Annotated in this window: 2 protein-coding genes; both read right to left on the bottom strand. The window is 72.1% G+C overall.

Annotation, left to right across the window (positions count from 1 at the left end):
- Entirely contained in the window at nt 1–18,444 is an 18,444-nt protein-coding gene (locus tag FXO23_RS41025; RefSeq protein ID WP_158892622.1) for a non-ribosomal peptide synthetase, read from the bottom strand.
- 118 nt (nt 18,445–18,562) lie between these two features.
- A complete protein-coding gene (locus FXO23_RS41020; protein ID WP_246258327.1) occupies nt 18,563–19,909 on the bottom strand; it encodes a serine hydrolase domain-containing protein in 1,347 nt (448 codons plus the stop codon).
- Nucleotides 19,910–20,739 lie beyond the last annotated feature (830 nt).

Below are 20,739 nucleotides of genomic sequence, written 5' to 3'. Positions count from 1 at the left end.
TCACACTTCCTGGTCGGATGCGTCACCGAAGGCGGCCCGTTCGAGGTCCGCGAGGACCTTCTCCTCCACCGCCTCCGCGAACGCGGCGATGGTGGGGGTGGTCAGCACGTCACGAGGTTTGACCGGCACTCCGAAGATCGCCGTGGCCCGGGTGGCGATATGCAGGCTCCGCAGGGAATCGCCGCCGAGGTCGAAGAAGTTGTCCTCGACCCCGATCCGCTCGCGGCCGAGCACCTCGGCCCAGATCCCGGCGACGGTGTGCTCGGTGTCGGTCTCCGGCGGCACGTATGCGGTCGCGGGCGCCTGTGCTGGCGCCGGTAGCGCCCGGCGATCCAGTTTTCCGTTGCCGCTCAACGGGAGTTCGGTCAGCGATACGAACGCGACCGGAATCTGGTAGTCCGGCAAGGTCCGGCCGAGGAACTCCCGCAGCGCGGGCGGTTCCGGCGGCACCGCCGGATCCACGGGCACCAGATACGCGGTCAGCAGCTTCGCACCGGGCCGGTCTTCCCGCGCGAGCACGGCGGCCTGGGCCACCCCGGGATGCGCGGCGAGCGCCGCCTCGACCTCGCCGAGTTCGACCCGGAACCCGCGGATCTTCACCTGGTCGTCGGCGCGGCCGAGGAACTCCAGCACCCCGTCGTTCCGCCACCGCACCAAGTCCCCGGTCCGGTACATCCTCGACCCGGGTTCGCCGAACGGGTTCGCCACGAACCGTTCCGCGGTCAGCCCGGGGTTGCCGAGGTAACCCCGCGCCAGCCCGGCGCCCGCGAGGTACAGCTCCCCGGCGATCCCGGGCGGCGCCGGGCGCAGGTCACCGTCGAGCACGTAGGCCCGCATCCCGTCCAGCGGCCCGCCGATCGGCACCACCTCCGGCACCTCGGCCGACATCCGGTACGAAGTCGCGAACGTGGTCGTCTCCGTCGGCCCGTAACCGTCCACAACGGACAGCCCAGGACAGGCGCGCAGCACCGAGCGCACCGCCGCCGCGGGCACCACGTCCCCGCCGGTCCACACCTCGCGGAGCCCGGCGAGCGCGTCCGGGGCCTCCTGGGCGACCAGCCGGAACAGGCCCGCGGTCAGCCAGAGCCCGGTCACCCGGTGTACCGCGATCGCCCGCCGGAGCACCTCCGCGTCCACGTCGCCCGGAGGCGCGACCACGACCTGGCCACCGCGCAGCAGCGGCGCCCACAGTTCGTAGGTCGACGCGTCGAACGCGGTCGGGGAATGCGCCAGCACTCGCTGCCCGGCGGCGCCGGCGAACCGGCGATCCGCGGCGAGGGCGACCACGTCGGCGTGCCGCACGGCCACGCCCTTGGGCGTCCCGGTGGATCCGGACGTGTACATCACGTACGCGAGCCGCTCGGGATCGGCGGCCACGGCCGGGTCCTCCGGCGGCTCCCCGGCCAGGGACGGGTCGTCCACGAACAAGGTCTGTCCGCTGTGGACCGAGGACGCGGTCGCCGCCCAGGCCCGGTCGGCCAGCACCACCGGGGCATCCGCCTCGGTCAGCACCCGCCGCATCCGGAGCCCCGGGGCACGCGGGTCGAGCGGCAGGTACGCCCCGCCCGCCTTGAGCACCGCGAGCACGGCCACCACCAGGTCGGCGGACCGGTCGAGCAGGATCCCGACCCGATCCTCCGGGCGGACGCCCAGCCGCAGCAGCCGGTGGGCCAGCCGGTTGGCGCGCAGGTCCAGCTCCGCGTAGGTCAGCGCGCGGCCGTCGCCGACGACGGCCGGGGAATCCGGCCACCGCCGCACGATCTCGGCGAACCGGCCGGTCACCGTGCCCGGTTCCGCCCACCCGGTGGCGTTCCACGCGACCAGCACCTGGTGTTCCTCGGCCGCGGTCAGCATCGGCAACCGGGACAGCGGCCGGTCCGGCGCGGCGACCAGTTCGGTGAGCAGAGTCAACAGTCGGACAACCAAACGTTCCGCGGTTCCCGCGTCGAACAGGACGGGGTCGTAGCCGAGTTCGACCGACAACTCGGGGCCGGGTGAGGCGACCACGCTGAGCGGGAAGTTGGTGGTTTCCCGCGCCTGGAGCCCGTGCACCCGCAGCCCGTGCTCGGCGGCGGCCTCGTCGTTGATCGGGTAGTTCTCGAACACCACGAGGCTCTCGGCCAGGTTCACCCCGCCGGGCAGTTCGGCCCAGGATCGCAGTTCGGCCAGGGACACGTGGTCGAACTGCCGCGCCTCGGCCTGCGCGGCCTGCAGCCCGCGCAGCCACGGCACCACGTTCGCCGCCGGATTCACCGCGACCCGCACCGGCAGGGTGTTGATGAAGATCCCGATGATCTCGTCCACGTCCGGCAGTTCGGCGGGACGGCCGGAGACCGTCGCGCCGAACACCACGTCGTCCCGGCCGCTGTGCCGCGCCAGCAGCAGCGCCCACGCGCCCTGGACCAGGACGTTCATGGTGAGGCCGTGGCGGCGGGTGAACTCGGCCAGGCGAGCGGTGTCCTCCTCGGCCAGCGTCCGGTGCAGCCATGCGCCGGACCAGCTCGCGTGCCCGGTCGCCGGGGGCCGGTCGTACGGGAGCGGTGTGGGGCCGGTGACCCCGGACAGGGTGCGGCGCCAGAACTCCTCGGCCTCGCCCCGGTCCCGTTCGCCGAGCCATTCCAGGTACGCGCGGAACGGCGGCCGGTCGGGCAACCGCGGGCGGACGTCCCGGGCCAGCGCGGCATGCGCGGCGAAGACGTCCGAGAGGACCCCGAAGACGCTCCAGCCGTCCAGCAGCACGTGGTGGAACGTCCACACCACCCGCACCCGGTTCGCGGAAAGCCGGATGAGGACGAGCCGCAGCAGCGGCGCGGTGGTCAGATCGATCCCCCGTTCCCGGTCGCTCGCCAGCAGGCGCCGCAGTGCGGCCTCCCGTTCCGCCTCGGAGAACCCGGTCCAGTCCAGGTGTTCGATCGGGACGGCGACCGCCCGCCATACCACCTGCACCGGCTGCGCCAGTTCCGCGTAGCGCACCGAACTGCGCAGCACCGGCGTGCGGTCCACCACGAGTTGCCAGGCGCGGGCCAGCAGGTCCGGATCCTGGACGCCGTCCAGGACGAAACTCGCCTGTTCGAAGTAGACGCCCTGCTCGCTCTGCGACACGCCGTGGAAGACCATGCCCGCCTGCATCGGCGTCAGCGGGTAGACGTCCTCCACCTCCCGGCCGTCCCCGACCAGGGAGTCCACAATGGACTGATCCAGCCCGGCCAGCGGGAAGTCCGACGGCGTGCGCCCACCCGCGCCCGGCTCCGCGCAGTGCCGGATGATCCCGCGCAGGTTCCCGAGCAACTCCCGGGCGAGCGTGCGGACGGTGTCCTCGCGGTGCAGGTTCACCGAGTAGTACCAGGTCAGTTCCAGTTCTTCGCCGTCGATCCGGCCGACCACGTCGAGCTGGTGCGGGCGGACCGCCTCCGGATCGACATCGGCTTCCAGCCCGCCCACAAGTTGGTACATGCCCGGCCCGCCCGGTTCGGGAGCGTCGAACCGGCCGAGGTAGTTGAAGGAGAGCCGGGGTGCGGGCGCGTCGCCCAGTTCCCCGACGAGGTGGCGCAGCACGCCGTAACCGAGCCCGCGGCCCGGGATCGCCCGCAACTGCTCCTTCACCGACTTCAGGACGGCGCCCCAGCCACCCCGCGGGGAGACGTCGAGTTCGACGGGGTACATCGAGGTGAACCAGCCGACCGTGCGGGACAGGTCGAGACCGGCGGCGAACTCCTCGCGGCCGTGCCCCTCCAGCCCGATCAGCACCCGGTCGCGGCCGGTCCAGTCCCGCAGGGACTTGCCCAGCGCGGCCAGCAGCACGTCGTCGATCCGGGTCCGGTAGACCCCCGGGACGTCCCGCAGCAACGCCCGGGTCTCGTCCGGGCCGAGCCGGACCACGACCTCCCGGGTGGAGGCGATCGTGTTGGTTCCCGCCCGCTCCACGGGCAGCGTGCCCGGGCACGCGCGGCCGATGCCGCGCCAGTACTCGCGTTCGGCGTCGAAACCACCCGCGGCGGCCCGTTCGGCCAGCCGCCGCGCCCACGTCCGGAACGACGTGGTCTTGGGCCGCAGCCGCACCCGCTGCCCCTGGATCGCCTGCCGGTACCCGGTTTCCAGGTCGTCCAGCAGGATGCGCCAGGACACGCCGTCCACCACGAGGTGGTGTGCCGCCAGGAAGAGCACCGGCCGCCGCTCGGCGCCCCGGGCGAACAGCACCGCGCACAGCTGCGGCCCGCGATCGAGCACGAACGACTGGTGTGCCTCCACGCAGATCTCGGCGATCTCGGCGTCCTGCCGCTCGGCGTCCACAGTGGACAAGTCGACGAGCAGCAGCGGATCCACGTCGGCCACCGGCGCGTTGTGCTGGCGCCACCGGCCCTCGTCCGGTTCGTACCGCATGCGCAACGCGTCGTGGTGCTCCAGCAGCGCGGACAGGGCGGCCCGCAACGCGAATTCGTCCGTGTCGTGCGCGAGCTCGATCCGGAGCGACTGGTCGAACCGCTCCGGGTTGACCGCGTGGGTGGCGAAGAACCAGCGCTGGATCGGCGTCAACGGGACCTCGCCGGTCACCGGGCCCTGTTCGGCCAGGGTCACCGGGGCTTCGGCCGCGTTCGCGGTCAGCTCGGCGATCGTGGGATGGCGGAAGAGGTCGCTCGGCACCAGGTTGCCCAGACCGGCCTGCCGCGCCCGGGACACCACCTGGATGGACAGGATCGAATCGCCGCCCAGCTCGAAGAAGTTGTCCCCGGGACCGACCCCGGGCACGCCGAGCACCTCGGACCAGATCTCGGCCATCGCCCGTTCGGCCTCGGTCTCCGGCGCGCTCGCTTCCTCGGTGCCGAACTCGGGCGCGGGCAGCGCCCGCCAATCCAGTTTTCCGTTGACGTTCAACGGAAGCTCCGGTAACGGCACGAACGCCGACGGCACCATGTAGTCGGGTAGCGTGCGACCGAGGAACTGCCGCAGTTCGGCCGTCGCGGGCACGGCCGCGCCCGCCTCCGGCACCAGGTAGCCGACCAGTTGCCGGGCCCCGGGCTGGTCGCCGCGGGCGAGCACGGCGGCCTGGGCCAGTGCCGGATGCGCGGCCAGGGCGGCCTCGATCTCGGCCGGTTCGATGCGGAAACCGCGGATCTTCACCTGGTCGTCGGTGCGCCCGACGAATTCCAGTTCGCCGTCCTCGGTCCAGCGGACCACGTCCCCGGTCCGGTACAGCCGGGTTCCGTCGGCGGCGAACGGATCGGCGACGAACCGGTCCGCGGTCAGCCCCGGGCGGCCGAGATACCCCCGGGCCAGCCCGGCTCCGGCCAGGTACAGCTCACCCGCCGCACCCGGTGGGACCGGGCGCAGCCCCCGGTCCAGGACGTAGGCGCGCATGTTGTCCAGCGGCCGCCCGATCGGCACCACCTCCGGCACCTCGTCCACAGTGGACATCCGGCGGAAGGTGGCGAACGTCGTGGTTTCCGTCGGTCCGTAGACGTCCGCGACCACCAGGCCGGGGCACGCCGCCAGCACCCGGCGCAGCGCGGCCGCGGGCACCGCGTCCCCGCCGGTCCACACCTCCCGCATCCCCGCGAAGCACTCCGGCGCCTCCTGCGCCACCACGCGGAACAGGCCGGTGGTGAAGAACGCCCCGGTCACCTCGTGCTCGGCGATCACGCGGCGCAAGGTCTCCACGTCCGGCGTACCGGGCGGCACCAGCACGGCCCGGCCGCCGTTCAGCAGCGGCACCCACAGCTCGTAGGTCGACGCGTCGAACGCCAGCGGGGAATGCGACAGCACGCGTTCGTGCGCGCCACCGGCGAATCCGCGGTCGGACGCGAGCGCCACCACGTCCCGGTGCCGGACCGCGACGCCCTTCGGCTGCCCGGTCGATCCCGAGGTGTGGATGACGTACGCGAGTTGCCCGGGATCCACCGCGACCTCCGGCGGGGTGTCCGGCTCCCCCGCCACCTCGGTCACCGCGACCAACCGGCCGGACCGGAGCTTCTCCGCGGTCGGCCACCAGCGGACATCCGCGAGGACCAGGTCCGCGCCCGCCTCGTCGAGCAGCAGCCCCAGCCGCGCCTCGGGGGCACGGTTGTCCAGCGGGAGGTAGGCGCCGCCCGCCTTCACGATCGCCAGTTCCGCGACGAGCGCCTCGATCGACCGCTCCATCAGCACGGCGACCCGGTCCTCGGGCCGGACACCCCGGCGCAGCAAGCGGTGCGCCAGCCGGTTCGACCACGAATCCAGTTCCGCGTAGCTCAGCGAACGGCCGTCGGCCACCAGCGCGGGCGCGTCCGGGGTCCGCCGCACCTGTTCGGCGAACAGTGCGGGCAGGCTTCCGGTCACCTCCGCGCGCGCGGTGTCGTTCCACCGCTCCAGCACGAGCCGCCGTTCCCCGGCGCCGAGCAGATCGATCGCGCCGAGCGGAACGGCCGGATCCGCCACCACCCGATCGAGGAACCGGACCAGCTGCTCGGCGATTCGTTGCACCGACGAGGTGTCGAACAGGGCCGGGTCGTACCCGAAGTCGATCGACAGCCGCCGCCCCGGGGAGGCGACCACGCTCAGCGGGTAGCTCGTCGTCTCGACCGCGTTCAGCTTGCGCAGCCGGAGACCGTGCGCGGCGGCTTCGTCGCTGGTGATCGGGTAGTTCTCGAACACCACGATGCTGTCGAACAGGTTCACCCCGCCCGGCAGGCCGCTCCAGCCCTGGACCCGGGTCAGCGGCACGTATTCGAACCGCCGCGCTTCGACCTGCGCGGCCTGCAGCGCGCGCAGCCACGGCACCACGTTCGCCGCGTCGTCCACCTCGGCCCGGACCGGGAGGGTGTTGATGAAGATCCCGGTGATCTCGTCCGCGCCGGGCAGATCGGCCGGGCGGCCGGACACCGTGGTGCCGAAGCACACCGCGCGCTCCCCGCTGTACCGGGACAGCAGCAGCGCCCAGGCGCCCTGCAGCGTCGTGTTCAGGGTGAGCCCGTTGCGCTGGGCGAAGTCGCGCAGCCGCTGGGTCTGCGCCTCCCCCAGGTCCAGGGTCAGCCACTCCGACGACCGGGAGTGGTGCGCCGCGACCGGCGGCCGGTCGTACGGCAGCGGGGTGGGCGCGTCGAATCCGGCGAACGCCCGGCGCCAGTGGTCCTCCGCGAGGTCCTCCTCCTGCCGCTGCCACCAGGCGACGTAGTCCCGGAAGGGTCGCCGGTCCGGCAGTTCCGGTTCCGCGCCGCGCCGCAGTGCCGCGTGGCAGGTGAACACGTCCTCCAGCACGCCGAAGACGCTCCAGCCGTCCAGCAGTACGTGGTGGAACGTCCACAGCACGCGGATCTCGGTGTCGGACAACCGGACGAGCGAAACCCGCAGCAGCGGCGCCTCGGCGAGATCGAACTTCTCGGCGCGGTCCCGCTCGAGCAGTCGCCGCCAGTTGTCCGGGGTTGACTCCTCCCGCCAGTCGTGCACGGTGACCGGCACGGTGACGTGGCGTCGCACCACCTGCAGCGGTTCGCGCACGCCTTCCCACACCACGCGGCTGCGCAGCACCGGCGTCCGGTCGACCACGTGCTGCCAGGCCCGCGCGAACAGTTCGGGCCGGTCCACCCCGGCGAGTTCGAACTCGATCTGCTGGAAGTAGACGCCCTGATCGCCCTGGGACAGGCCGTGGAAGACCATGCCCGCCTGCATCGGCGTCAGCGGGTACACGTCCTCGACCGCCCGGCCGTCCCCGGCCAGGAAGTCCACAGTGGACTGATCCAGCCCGGCCAGCGGGAAGTCCGACGGCGTGCGCCCACCGGCACCCGGCTCCGCGCAGTGCCGAATGATCCCGCGCAGGGCCGCGAGGAACTCCCCGGCGACGGCCGCCACGGTTTCCGGCCGGTGCCGGTTCGGCGAGGAGTACCAGGTGAATTCCAGCGCGTCCCCGTCGACCCGGCCCACCACGTCCAGCAGATGCGGGCGGGGCACCTCGGGGCCCTCCTCGGCGTCCAGCCCGCCGCGCACCGCGTGGCACAGGCCGTCCCCGTCGAAGGCCCAGTCGAACCGGCCGAGGTAGTTGAAGCTGATCTCGGGGGCGGGCTGCCCGGTCAGCTCGGGGGCCCGCGCGAGGTAGCGCAAGGCGCCGTACCCCAAGCCCCGGCGGGGAACCGCGCGCAGCTGTTCCTTCACCGCTTTGAGCGTGCCGCCCCAGTCGTCCCCGGCCGGGAGGTCCAGGGCCACCGGGAACATCGAGGTGAACCAGCCGACCGTCCGGGACAGGTCGACCTCTTCGGGAAGTTCCTCGCGACCGTGGCCTTCCAGGTCGATCACCACGCGGTCGTGACCGGTCCACCCGCGCAGCACCCGGCCGAGCGCGGCGAGCAGCACGTCGTTGACCCGCGTCCGGTACACCGAGGGCACCTCGTGCAGCAGCGCCGCGGTTTCCGCGCCGGTCAGCCGGACGGTGTGCGCCCGCATCGAGCCGACCGTGTTCGCGCCGTCCCCGTCCACCGGCAGCGGCCCGGAACCGTGGAACCGATCCGCCCAGTGGTCCAGTTCGGCGTCGAAGCCACCGGCCCGCGCGTACTCGTCGAGCCGGCGCGCCCAGTCCTGGAAGGAGGTCGACCGGCGGCCCAGCTCCGGCTCCGCGCCGGAACGCGCCTGCCGGTAGGCCCGGTCCAGATCCTCCAGCAGGATCCGCCAGGACACGCCGTCCACCACGAGGTGACATGCGGACAAAAGCAGAGTCGGCCGCGCGTCCGGGCCGGGCAGGGACACGACCGCGCGCAGCAGCGGCCCGCGCCCGAGATCCGCGTCCGGGGCCGGTCCGTTGGCCACGCGCAGGGACACCGGGACTTCCCCGGGTGCCGCGTTGTGCTGCCGCCAGCCGCCGTCGTCGCGGTGGAACCGCATCCGCAGGGCATCGTGGTGCTCGAGCACGGCTTCGAGCGCGCGGCGCAGCGCGGCCAGATCCGGCGGCCCGGTGAGTTCCACGCGAACGCACTGGTCGCTGCGCGGATCTTGGCGCGTCGCGAAGAACCAGTGCTGGATCGGGGTCAGCGGCACGGCCCCGGTCACCGGTCCGCGTTCGGCCGCTTCCTCCGGCACGGTCGCGGCCGCGGCGAGCGCGGCGACGGTCTGGCAGGTGAACAGATCGCCCGGCAGCAACCGGAATCCGGCCTGCCGCGCCCGGGAGACCACCTGGAGGGACAGGATCGAATCGCCGCCCAGTTCGAAGAAGTCGTCGTCGATGCCGACCCGGTCCACGCCGAGCACCCGGGCCCAGATCTCGGCCAGCGCCCGTTCCGCCTCGGTGCGCGGTGCCCGGTACCCCGCGGCCGGGGCGGCCGCGAAATCGGGTTCCGGCAAGGCATTCCGGTCGAGTTTCCCGTTGACGTTGAGCGGCAGCCGGTCCAGGGCGACGAACGCGGACGGCACCATGTAGTCCGGCAGCCGGTGGCCGAGGAACTCCCGGAGTTCGCCGCCGTTCGGCGCGGCCGCGCCCGGTTCGGCGACCACGTAGGCCACCAGGCGTTTGCTCCCCGGCTGGTCCTCGCGGGCGAGCACGGCCGCCTGGGCCAGCGCGGGATGCGCGCCGAGCGCGGCCTCGACCTCGCTCAGCTCGATCCGGAAGCCCCGGATCTTGACCTGCTCGTCGACCCGGCCGACGAACCGCAACTCGCCGTCCTCGGTCCACCGGACCACGTCCCCGGTCCGGTACAGCCGGGTTCCGTCGGCGGCGAACGGATCGGCGACGAACCGCTCGGCGGTCAGGCCGGGCCGGTCGAGGTAACCGCGCGCGACCCCGGCGCCGGCCAGCCACAGTTCACCGGGCACCCCGGGCGGCACCGGCTCGCCCCCGGCGTCCACGACGTAGGCGCGCATGTTGTCCAGCGTCCGCCCGATCGGCACCACCTCCGGCACCTCGTCCACAGCGGACATCCGGCGGAAGGTGGCGAACGTCGTGGTCTCGGTCGGTCCGTAGACGTCCGCGACCACCAGCCCCGGGCAGGCGGTCAGCACGCGCCGCAGCGCGGCCGCGGGCACCGCGTCCCCGCCGGTCCACACCTCGCGCATCCCGGCGAAGCACTCCGGCGCCTCCTGCGCGATCAGCCGGAACAGGCCGGTGGTGAAGAACGCCCCGGTCACCCCGTGCTCCGCGATCACCCGCCGGAACACCTCGACGTCCGGTTCCCCGGGCGGCGCCACGACCACCCGCCCGCCGTTCAGCAGCGGCGCCCACAGCTCGTAGGTCGACGCGTCGAACGCCTGCGGCGAATGCAGCAGCACGCGTTCGTGCGCGCCGCCGGTGAACGCGCGGTCGAAGGCGAGCGCGGTCACGTCCCGGTGGCGGGCGGAGACGCCCTTCGGCTGCCCGGTCGAACCGGAGGTGTAGATGACGTACGCGAGTTGCCCGGAATCCACCGGCACTTCCGGCGGGGTGTCCGGTTCGTCCTGCTCGACCGCGAGCAGCCGCCCGGGATGGATCCGCTCGGCAATGGGCCACCAGGTCTCGTCCGCGACCACGACGTCCGCGCTCGCCTCGGTGAGCAGCAGGCTCAGCCGCGCTTCGGGGGCCCGGGTGTCCAGCGGCAGGTACGCGCCGCCCGCCTTGACGATCGCGAGTTCGGCGACGATCAGGTCGGCGGACCGTTCCATCAGCACGGCGACCCGGTCCTCGGCGCGCACCCCGAGGCGCAGCAGCCGCCGCGCGAGCCGGTTCGCGGCCGCGTCCAGTTCCCGGTAGCTCAGCGACCGGTCCATCGCCACGACCGCCATGGCGTCCGGGGCCCGCCGCACCTGGGCGGCGAACAGTTCCGGCAGCGCCCCGGCCGGGGACGGGCGGTCGGTGGCGTTCCATTCGGTCAGGACCCGCCGCCGCTCGTCCTCGCCCAGCAACGGGATCCGCGACACCGGGCGGTCGGGTTCGGCGAGCATGCCGAGCAGCAGGGTCCGCAGCTGCCCGATCATCCGCTCGACGGTCGCCCGGTCGAACAGTTCGCGGTCATAACCCAGCGCCAGGGAGAGGCGCTTCCCCGGATAGGCCACCAGGCTGAGCGGGTAGTTCGTCCGCTCCGCGGCTTCGAGATCGCGCAGCGCGAGGCCGTGCGCCGCCGCCGCGCCGGCGTCGATCGGGTAGTTCTCGAACACCACGATGCTGTCGAACAGGTTCACCCCGCCGGGCAGCCCGCTCCAGCCCTGGATCCGGTTCAGCGGCACGTGGTCGAACCACCGCGATTCGGCCTGTGCGAGTTGCAGGCTCCGCAACCAGTCCACCGCCCCGGTTTCGCCGTCCAGTTCGGCTCGCACCGGGAGGGTGTTGATGAAGATCCCGATGATGTCGTCCACTCCGGACAGTTCCACCGGGCGCCCAGACACCGTGGCGCCGAAGCACACTTCGCGTTCACCGCTGTACCGCGCGAGCAGCGACGCCCAGGCGCCCTGGACGATCGCGTTGTGCGTCAGCCGGTTCCGCCGGGCGAACCGGGACAGGCGCGCGGATTCGGCCTCGTCGAGTGCCAGGGTCACCTTGTCGGCCGACCGGGTGGTGTGGGCCCGGGCGGGCGGTCGATCGAAGGGAAGCGGCGTGGGCGGGTCGAACCCGGCGAGCACACCCCGCCAATGCGCCTCGGCCCGCACCTCGTCCTGGCGCCGGAGCCAGTCGACGTAGTCCCGAAACGGTCGGCGGGCGCCGATCGAGGGCTGCCCGCTGCCCCGCAGCAGGGCCGCGTGGCAGGCGAAGACATCGGACAGCACGCCGAAGACGCTCCAGCCGTCCAGCAGCACGTGGTGGAACGTCCACAGCACCCGCACCTCGGTCGCCGACAGCCGGACCAGCGTCACCCGCTGCACCGGGGCCGCGGTGAGCTCCAACCCCTCGGCGAAGTCGTCGTCGAGCAGGCGGCGCAGCGCGTGCTCGTTTTCGTCCGCGGTTTGCTTCGTCCAATCCAGGTGCCGGATCGGCAACCGGGCCGCTCGGTGCACCACCTGAAGCGGTTCGCCGACCCCTTCCCAGGCGATCCGGCTGCGCAGCACCGGCGTCCGGTCGACCACCTGCTGCCAGGCGCGGCCGAGCACGGCGGGGTCCGGCACGCCATCCAGCACGAAGGTGGTCTGTTCGAAGTAGACCCGCTGGTCTTCCTGGGTGAGGCCGTGGAAGACCATGCCCGCCTGCATCGGCGTCAGCGGGTAGACGTCCTCCACCTCCCGGCCGTCCCCCACCAGGGAATCCACAATGGACTGATCCAGCCCGGCCAGCGGGAAGTCCGACGGCGTGCGCCCACCCGCGCCCGGCTCCGCGCAGTGCCGGATGATCCCGCGCAGGGCGGCCGCGAAACCCTCCGCCAGCGCGCCGATGGTCTGTTCCCGGTGCAGCCGGTCGGAGTAGAACCAGGTGAACTCCAGGCCGTCGCCGTCCGCGCGGCCGACCACGTCCAGCGCGTGCGCGCGGGGCGCGGCGGGATCGGCGTCCAGCCGGAGTTCCCCGTCCAGCGCGGTGTACAGCGCCGATTCGGGGAGTTCGAAGCGGCCGAGGTAGTTGAAGCTGATCTCGGGGCCGGGCCGGTCGCGGAGTTCGGGGACGCCCGCGAGGTAGCGCAACGCGCCGTAGCCGAGGCCGCGGTTCGGCACCGCGCGCAGTTGCTCCTTCACCGCTTTCAGGGCCGTGCCCCAGTCGTCACCCGCCGGAGCCGGGAGCACGACCGGGTACAGCGCGGTGAACCAGCCGACGGTCCGGGACAGGTCCACGCGATCGAACAGGTCCTCGCGGCCGTGCCCTTCCAGATCGATCGCCACCCGGTCCCGGCCGGTCCAGTCCCGCAGGACCCGGCCCAGCGCGGCCAAGAGCACGTCGTCGATCCGGGTCCGGTACGCGCCCGGTACGTCCCGCAGCAACGCCTCGGTGTCGCGCCGGTCGAGGCGCACGGTCACCGAACGCGTCGAACCGGCCGTGTTCGGGCCCGGACCGTCAACCGGCAGCGCCGGATCGGCGGCCGATTCCCGCCAGTGGGCGAGCTCGCCGGCGAAACCGCCGGTGCGCGTGTACTCGGCCAGCCGGTGCGCCCAGTCCCGGTACGAGGTGGAGCGGCGGCCCAGCTCCGGCTGCTCACCCGCCACGGCGGCGCGGTAGGCCCGGTCCAGATCGTCGAGCAGGATCCGCCAGGAAACCCCGTCCACCACGAGGTGGTGCGCGGACAGCAGCAACAGCGGCGCGCGGTCGTCGAACTCGAGCAGCGCCGCACCCAGCAGCGGGCCGCTGCCCAGATCCGCATCCATCCGAACCTGGTCGGCGATCCGCTCGATCGAGGCGGTTCTGTCCACTCCGGACAGCTCGAATTTTCGCAGCACGTCGGCCGGTTCGACCGGCGCGTTGTCCTGCCGCCACGTCCCGTCCGCGCGGGTGAAGCGCATCCGCAGGGCGTCGTGGTGTTCGAGCACCGCGGTGAGCGCGGCCCGCAGTGCCACCTCGTTTGTGTCGTGCGCGAGCTTGATCCTCAGCGACTGGTCGAACCGTTCCGGGCGGACGGTCTGGGTTTCGAAGAACCAGTGCTGGATCGGGGTCAGCGGCACGTCACCGGTCACCGGGCCGCGGTCCTCGATCTCCTCGGTTTCCGCGGTGACCGTGGCCGACAGGGATTCGATCGTCTGGTGCCGGAAGAGGTCGCGGGTGCTCACCCGCAGACCGGCCTGCCGGGCGCGAGCGCCCACCTGGATACTGAGGATCGAGTCGCCGCCGAGTTCGAAGAAGTTGTCGCCGATCCCGACCCGTTCGAGGCCGAGCACCTCGGCCCAGATCTCGGCCAGGATCCGTTCGGTTCCGGTGCGCGGCTCGCCGTCCCCGGTGTCGAAGCTGGGCGCCGGAAGCGCGCGGCGATCCAGTTTTCCGGTGCGTCCCAGCGGAAGTTCGGTGAGCGTGACGAACGCCGCGGGCACCATGTAGTCCGGCAGCGCCTCGGCGAGCGCCCGGCGGAGTTCGCCGTGGTCCGGTTCCCGCCCGGCGACCGGCAGCAGGTAGGCGACCAGGCGTTTGCGACCGGAGCCGGTATGCGCGAGGACCACCGCTTCGGCGATGTCCGCCCGGGCGGTGAGCAGGCGCTCGATTTCCCCGGGTTCGATGCGGAAGCCCCGGATCTTCACCTGATCGTCCGCCCGCCCGAGGAACTCCAGCACCCCGTCGTTCCGCCACCGCACCAGATCCCCGGTCCGGTACATCCGCTCACCGGGTTCGCCGAACGGATCCGCCACGAACCGCTCCGCGGTCAACCCCGGACGCCCGAAATATCCGCGTGCCAGTCCGGTACCGGCCAGGTACAACTCCCCCACCGCGCCGGGCGGCGCCAACCGCAGACCGCTGTCGAGCACGTAGGTCCGCATGGTGTCCAGCGGACCGCCGATCGGCACCACCTCCGGCACCTCGGCCGACATCCGGTACGAAGTCGCGAACGTGGTCGTCTCGGTCGGCCCGTAACCGTCCACAACGGACAATCCCGGGCACTCGGCCAGTACCCGGCGCACCGCCGCGGCGGGCACCACGTCGCCACCGGTCCACACCTCGCGCACCCCCGCGAAACACCCCGGATCCTCCTGCGCCACCACCCGGAACAACCCCGCCGTCAACCACAACGCGGATACCTCGTGCTCGGCGATGACCCGGCGCAGGGTCGCCACCTCCAGTTCACCCTGCGGGGCGACGACCACGCGGCCACCGTTCAGCAGCGGCACCCACAGCTCATAGGTCGACGCGTCGAACGCCAGCGGCGAATGCGACAACACCCGCTCGTGCGCGCCGTTCCCGAATCGCCCGTCGAACGCCAGGGCCACGACATCCCGGTGGCACACCGCCACGCCCTTCGGCACGCCGGTCGAGCCGGAGGTGTATTCGGTGTAGGCCAGGTGATCCGGGGTGATCTCCACCCGCGGCGGTTCGCCGGGCCCGTCGCCGAGGTCGCCGAGGACCAACGGGGAACCGCGGTGAATCCGGTCGGCGGTGGCCTGCCAGGTCCGATCGGTCAGCACCAACGCGGCGTCGGCCTCGGCCAGGACCACCCGCATCCGGTCCTCGGGCGCGCGCAGATCCAGCGGCAGGTACGCGCCGCCCGCCTTCACCACCGCCAGCACGGCCACCACGAGGTCCGCGGACCGGTCCAGCAGGATGGCGACCCGGTCCTCCGGCCGCACTCCACGACGCACCAGCGATTGCGCGAGCCGATTCGCGCGCACGTCCAGTTCGGCATAGGTCAACGCGCGGTCGCCCTGCACGACCGCACGGGTGTCGGGGAATCTTCGCACCACGTCGGCGAACCGCTCGACGACCGTCCCCGGCGCCGCGGCGCCACCCCCGTTCCCCGCGGTCAGCAGGCGGCGCCGATGGTCATCGGTGAGCACCGGGAGTTCGCGCAGCGGCCGGTCCGGGTCCGCGGCGATCCCGCCGAGCAGCACGCGCAGCTGCTCGCCCAGCCGCTCGACCGTGCTCGCGTCGAAAAGATCCGTGTTGTACTCGATCGTCAGGTTCAACGCGCCGTTCCGCGGCCAGAACTCGATCACCAGGTCGAACCGGGCCGAGGGCCGGGGCAGTGCGTGTTCGGCGATCCGCAGCCCGGCGCTCTCGCGGGGCCGCACCAGCGGCTGCTGCAGCACCACCAGCGCTTCCACCAGCGGGCTGCGGCCGGGATCACGTTCCGGCCGGACCTCGTCCACGACCAGATCGAACGGCGCCTCGCCGTGCGCGAACGCCTCCAGCACGGTCTCCCGCACCTCGCCGATGAATTCGGGGAAGGGCCGGGCCGGTTCGGCCTGGGCGCGCAGCACCAGGGTGTTGACGAAGAATCCGGCGAGGCTTTCCAGATCGGCCCGGTCCCGGCCGGAGGTGGCGGTGCCCACGGCGATATCGGTTTGCCCGGTGTACCGCGCCAGCAGCGCCTGGACCGCGGCGGTGAGGGTCATGAACAGGGTCGCCTGGTGCCGCTGCCCGACTTCGGTCAGCCGCCGCACCAGGTCCGCGGGCAGATCGCGCCGGTGCACCGCGCCGGAGGTCGTCCGCAGCGCGGGCCGGGGCCGGTCGGTCGGCAGTTCGAGCGGTTCGACACCGGCGAGGGTTTCCCGCCAGTACGCCAGGTCCGGTTCCAGCGCCGCGCCGGTCAGCCTTTCCCGTTGCCACACCGCGAAATCCGGGTACTGGATCGGCAGCTCCGGCAGTTCGGGAGCCCGTCCGGCCACCGCGGCCGCATACCGGTCGAGCAGTTCCGCGGTGAGCAAACCGACCGACCAGCCGTCGGTCACGATGTGGTGCTGGCAGAGCACGAGCACGTGGTCCTCGGAAGCCAGCCGGACCAGCAGGGCGCGGGTCAGCGGCCCCCGGCTCAGGTCGAACGGCCGGTCCAGCTCCCCGGCCAGTTCCCGGTCCAGGCCGGTTCCGTCCGTTGTGGACAGATCGACCCGGCGCAGCGGGATTTCCCCCGCTTCGGCGACGAGTTGCACGCGCTGTCCGTCCCGCGTGGCGAAAGTCGTGCGCAGCGCTTCGTGCCGGGCGCACAACCCGGCCAGCGCGACGCCCAGCGCCGCCTCGTGCAGCGGGCCGGTGAGCCGGAGCCCGACCCCGGTGTTGTAGGCCGTGCCGCCACCGGTCAGTTCGTCCAGGAACCACAACCGCTGCTGCGCGGAGGAAAGCGGCAGCGCCCGGCCCCGCGGCACGCGAGCGATCGGCGCCTCCCCGGTGGCGGACGGGGTCGCGGGGAGCAGGGCGGCGAGCGCGGCCACCGTGCGCGCGTCGAACACCGCACGCGCGGACAGCTCGGCCCCGAACCGCCGCCGGAGCCGGGACAGGACCTGCACGCCCAGGATGGAATCGCCGCCGAGCGCGAAGAAGTCCTCGTCCACGCCGACACCTTCGGCGCCGAGCACTTCGGCCCAGATCCGCGCGACCTCGCGTTCGGTTTCGGTGCGCGGCGCGGTGCGGGCGCCGTTCGTCGCGGGTGCGGGCAGGGCGGCCCGGTCCACCTTGCCGTTCGGGCTCAACGGCAGGTGTTCCAGCGGCACCAGCGCCGAGGGCACCAGGTAGTCCGGCAGGGTGGCCGCCGCCAGGGTGCGGAGTTCGTCGAGGTCCAGGGTCGCCCCGGGGACGGGCACCACGTAGCCGACCAGGTGTTTGGCGCTCGTCCGGTCCTCCCGGGCGAGCACCACGGCCGAGGCGACGTCCGCGTGCCCGGCGAGCACGGCCTCGACCTCGGCGGGTTCGATGCGGAAGCCGCGGATCTTCACCTGGTCGTCGACCCGCCCGAGGAACTCGAGCACCCCGTCGTTCCGCCACCGCACCAGATCCCCGGTGCGGTACATGCGCTCACCGGTCACCCCGAACGGATCCGCCACGAACCGCTCCGCGGTCAGCCCCGGTCGGTTGAAATACCCCCGCGCCAGCCCGGCGCCCGCGAGGTGGAGTTCACCCGCGGCGCCCGGCGGCACCGGTCTCAGCCCGTCGTCGAGCACGTAGGCCCGCATGGTGTCCAGCGGGCTGCCGATCGGCACCGCGTCCGGCACCGCACCGACCTCGGACATCCGATAGGAGGTGGCGAACGTGGTCGTCTCGGTCGGCCCGTAACCGTCCACAACGGACAGATAGGGACATTCCGCGAGCACCCGGCGCGCCGACGCGGCGGGCACCACGTCCCCGCCGGTCCACACCTCGCGCACCCCCGCGAAACACCCCGGATCCTCCTGCGCCACCACCCGGAACAACCCCGCCGTCAACCACAACGCGGAAACGTCGTGCTCGACGATCACCCCGCGCAGCCGGTCCACGTCCAGATCACCGGGCGGCGCCACCACGACCCGGCCACCGCCCAGCAGCGGCACCCACAGCTCATAGGTCGACGCGTCGAACGCCAGCGGCGAATGCAACAACACCCGGCCGTGCGCCCCACCGCGGAACCGCCCGTCGAAGGCCAGCTCGACCACGTCGCGGTGGCACACCGCCACGCCCTTCGGCACTCCGGTCGAACCGGACGTGAACATCACATAGGCCAGCGCGCCCGGATCCACCGGGACATCGGGATCCGCCTCGGATTCGTCGAGCGCCGAACCGGCGTCCAGTACGGTCACCACGTCGTGCACGCGCCGCGCGGTCGCCTCGTGGGCGGGATCGGTGAGCAGCACCGACACCTCGGCCTCGGCGAGAACCGTCCGCAGCCGGGCGTCCGGCGAGCGCGCGTCGAGCGGGACGTAGGCCGCCCCCGCCTTCACCACCGCGAGCACCGCCGCCACCACCTCGGCGGAGCGGTCCAGCAGGAGGCCGACCCGGTGCTCGGGGCGCACCCCGAGGCGGCGGAGACGGTTCGCCAGCCGATTCGCCCGGAGATCGAGTTCCGAGTAGGTCAGCTCGGCCCCGTGCCCGGCCACCGCGACGGCCGACGGCATCCGGCGAACGCATTCGGCGAACCTGCCGGTCAACGTCCGGTTCGCCGGATCGGGCGGGACGCTCCGGTACTCGTGTGCGGGCTGGACCGTCTCGTGCCGCTTCATGATTTCGCACCTTTCGGGCACAACTCGGTATCCGGCGCTTACCGGGCGCCGAGATGTCACGCCTGCTGTTTCGACGATTCACATCGTTATGGATCTTGTTCGTTCGCCGAACGTACGTTCAGGAACGAACGCGGTACCGTTGCGCGACCCGGCCCCCGATCTGCATACCGGTGACCGCACTGGTATGCGGGTCGCGCAGGAACCGGCCGCACGGATGCGGTTTGCCGGAATCCGGGTCCACGACCGAAAAAGTCCAGGATTCGTCCAGGGTGAACTCGGGATAGGCTTCGCCGTCCACCACGAGGACCGGCGCACCCGCCGCGCGGGTTACCAATGAGTATTCGACATTTCCATTTCGATAAACTCCGAAGCAATCGGACGGAACCGGTCGTAACCGAGCCGGGTCGTGCCGGATCCGATAGTGCGGGACCGGAAGGCCCGCCAGGCGCAGTTCCCCCACCAGGTCTTCCCAGAGCGCCGTTCCGGTGCGGGCGTTGGTCGTCAGGGCGACCACCCAGCCCGCCTCCGGATCCAGGCGCAGATAACAGGCCGTGCCGTCGGCCATCCCGTCGTGCCCCAGCCGGGTTCGATCCCCTTCCCGGAACACCGCGAACCCCGGGCTCCACCCGTCGGCGAGCCCGGCCGCATCGGCCCCGGGAACGGCCTTTCGCAGCTCCGCGGCCCCTTCGCCCAGCGGATTGGACGCCGCCACGCCGTTCCCCGGGAGCAGGTGCATCCGCCCGAACTCGACCAGATCCCGGGCGCTCAAGGCCAGCGCGCCAGCAGGCGCGAGCCACGAGGGCAACGTCTGCCCGACCGCGCGCACCTGCCCGGTCACCGAGTTCACCGCGTGCCCGGGAACGATCGGATCCCCGAGGAACGCCGGGTCTATCTTCAGCGGCCGCAGCAGGATCGAACGCATGGCTTCGCCCCACGGCATCCCGGTGATCTCCTCGATGAGGCCGCCGACCAGCAGGTATCCGATATTGGAGTAGGAGAAACCCGCACCGGGCGGGAAGATCGGCGGGATACCGTGCAGCCGGTCGAACGCCTGCCGCGCGGACGTCGCCGACTCGTCGGGGTCAGACGGCAGCCCACCGGTGTGGCTGAGCAACTGGCGCACCGTGACCGGGGCGAACAGTGCCCGAGCCCGGCCGCCGAGCCCCGGCGCGATCGCGCCCACCGGGGTGTCCAGCTCAAGATCCCCGTCCGCCACCAGCACCATCGCCAGGGTCGCCGTGAACGCCTTGGTGATCGAACCCACCGGAATCTTCGCGAGGCCGGTGAGCGGCCGTCCGGTATCCGGGTCCTCCACCCCCGCCTGGACCACCGTCAGATCGGCGCCGCGGCACACGGCGAGCTGCGCACCGGGAACCCGGTGCCGCCGGGCCAGCTCGGCGAGCCGCTCACCGAGCGACTCGGAAAAGCCGGCCCGCTGGAGATGAGCTAACGCTGCAGGGCGCACAAACAATTACCTCCTTATGTTTCGCGGCGGATGTTTGCCCTCGACCCCCACGTCGGCACGGCTCACCTACGGTCCCCCGCCAAATGCCTATGCACTACCGCCAAAAGGAGCATTGCCCTACCCGAAACTAGTGAAAGCCGCGCGATACCTGGCCATAAAAGATCAAATAAATATTGTCAAATCGACCAGCGAGAACTACGCAAAGCAGATTCACTTCACCCGAACGGACGGGTTTGAGACTCGGATGACGGAAGACCGCCAACACCATAAGACTTGTTGACACGGCGCCTAATACCCGCCGCCGAACACCTTTACCGGAAAGAAGCACTACCACTTACCGTCGCGAAGAAATTAAAGGTATTCATGCCAAGAATGGCGACCAGGCGAACGCCCGGCCAACCACCCGGTGGAACGCGTCCGAGGTGGGACAACGGCGGAGTGTAGACAGGACCGTCCGTCACCGCGCCGGGTCCCGGTCGGTGGACATTCCGGAGGGCAATCACCACTTCGCCCACTCAGACCTTGTTACACGCCAGACGGGTGGAGCTTCGCTTCCCTGAGCCAATCGCGTGAAGGCGCCGGGCGGGGTCCGTCCTCATCGGAAACTCCGGTCGGCCCCGGCACGGCCGCACGTACGCGGGAGCGTCCCGCAACGGGACAGGCGCCGAGGCACATTGCCCCGGCGCCTGTCCTGGTCTCCGTGCTGCGGTCAGTACTCGGATTCGTCCTCGGACCACGGGCCACCCGAGGCGGCGAGATCGACCGGCGGGGCGTCCGGGACGGCGGAGGGCTTGGCTTCACCGCGGAAGGTGAAGTGGGCCTTGTCGTCC

It is taken from the genome of Amycolatopsis anabasis (assembly GCF_009765355.1).
GTDB classification, from domain to species: Bacteria; Actinomycetota; Actinomycetes; order Mycobacteriales; family Pseudonocardiaceae; genus Amycolatopsis; species Amycolatopsis anabasis.
Note: the sequence above shows the minus strand (reverse complement) of the source record. Positions and strands in the feature narration are given on the sequence as shown.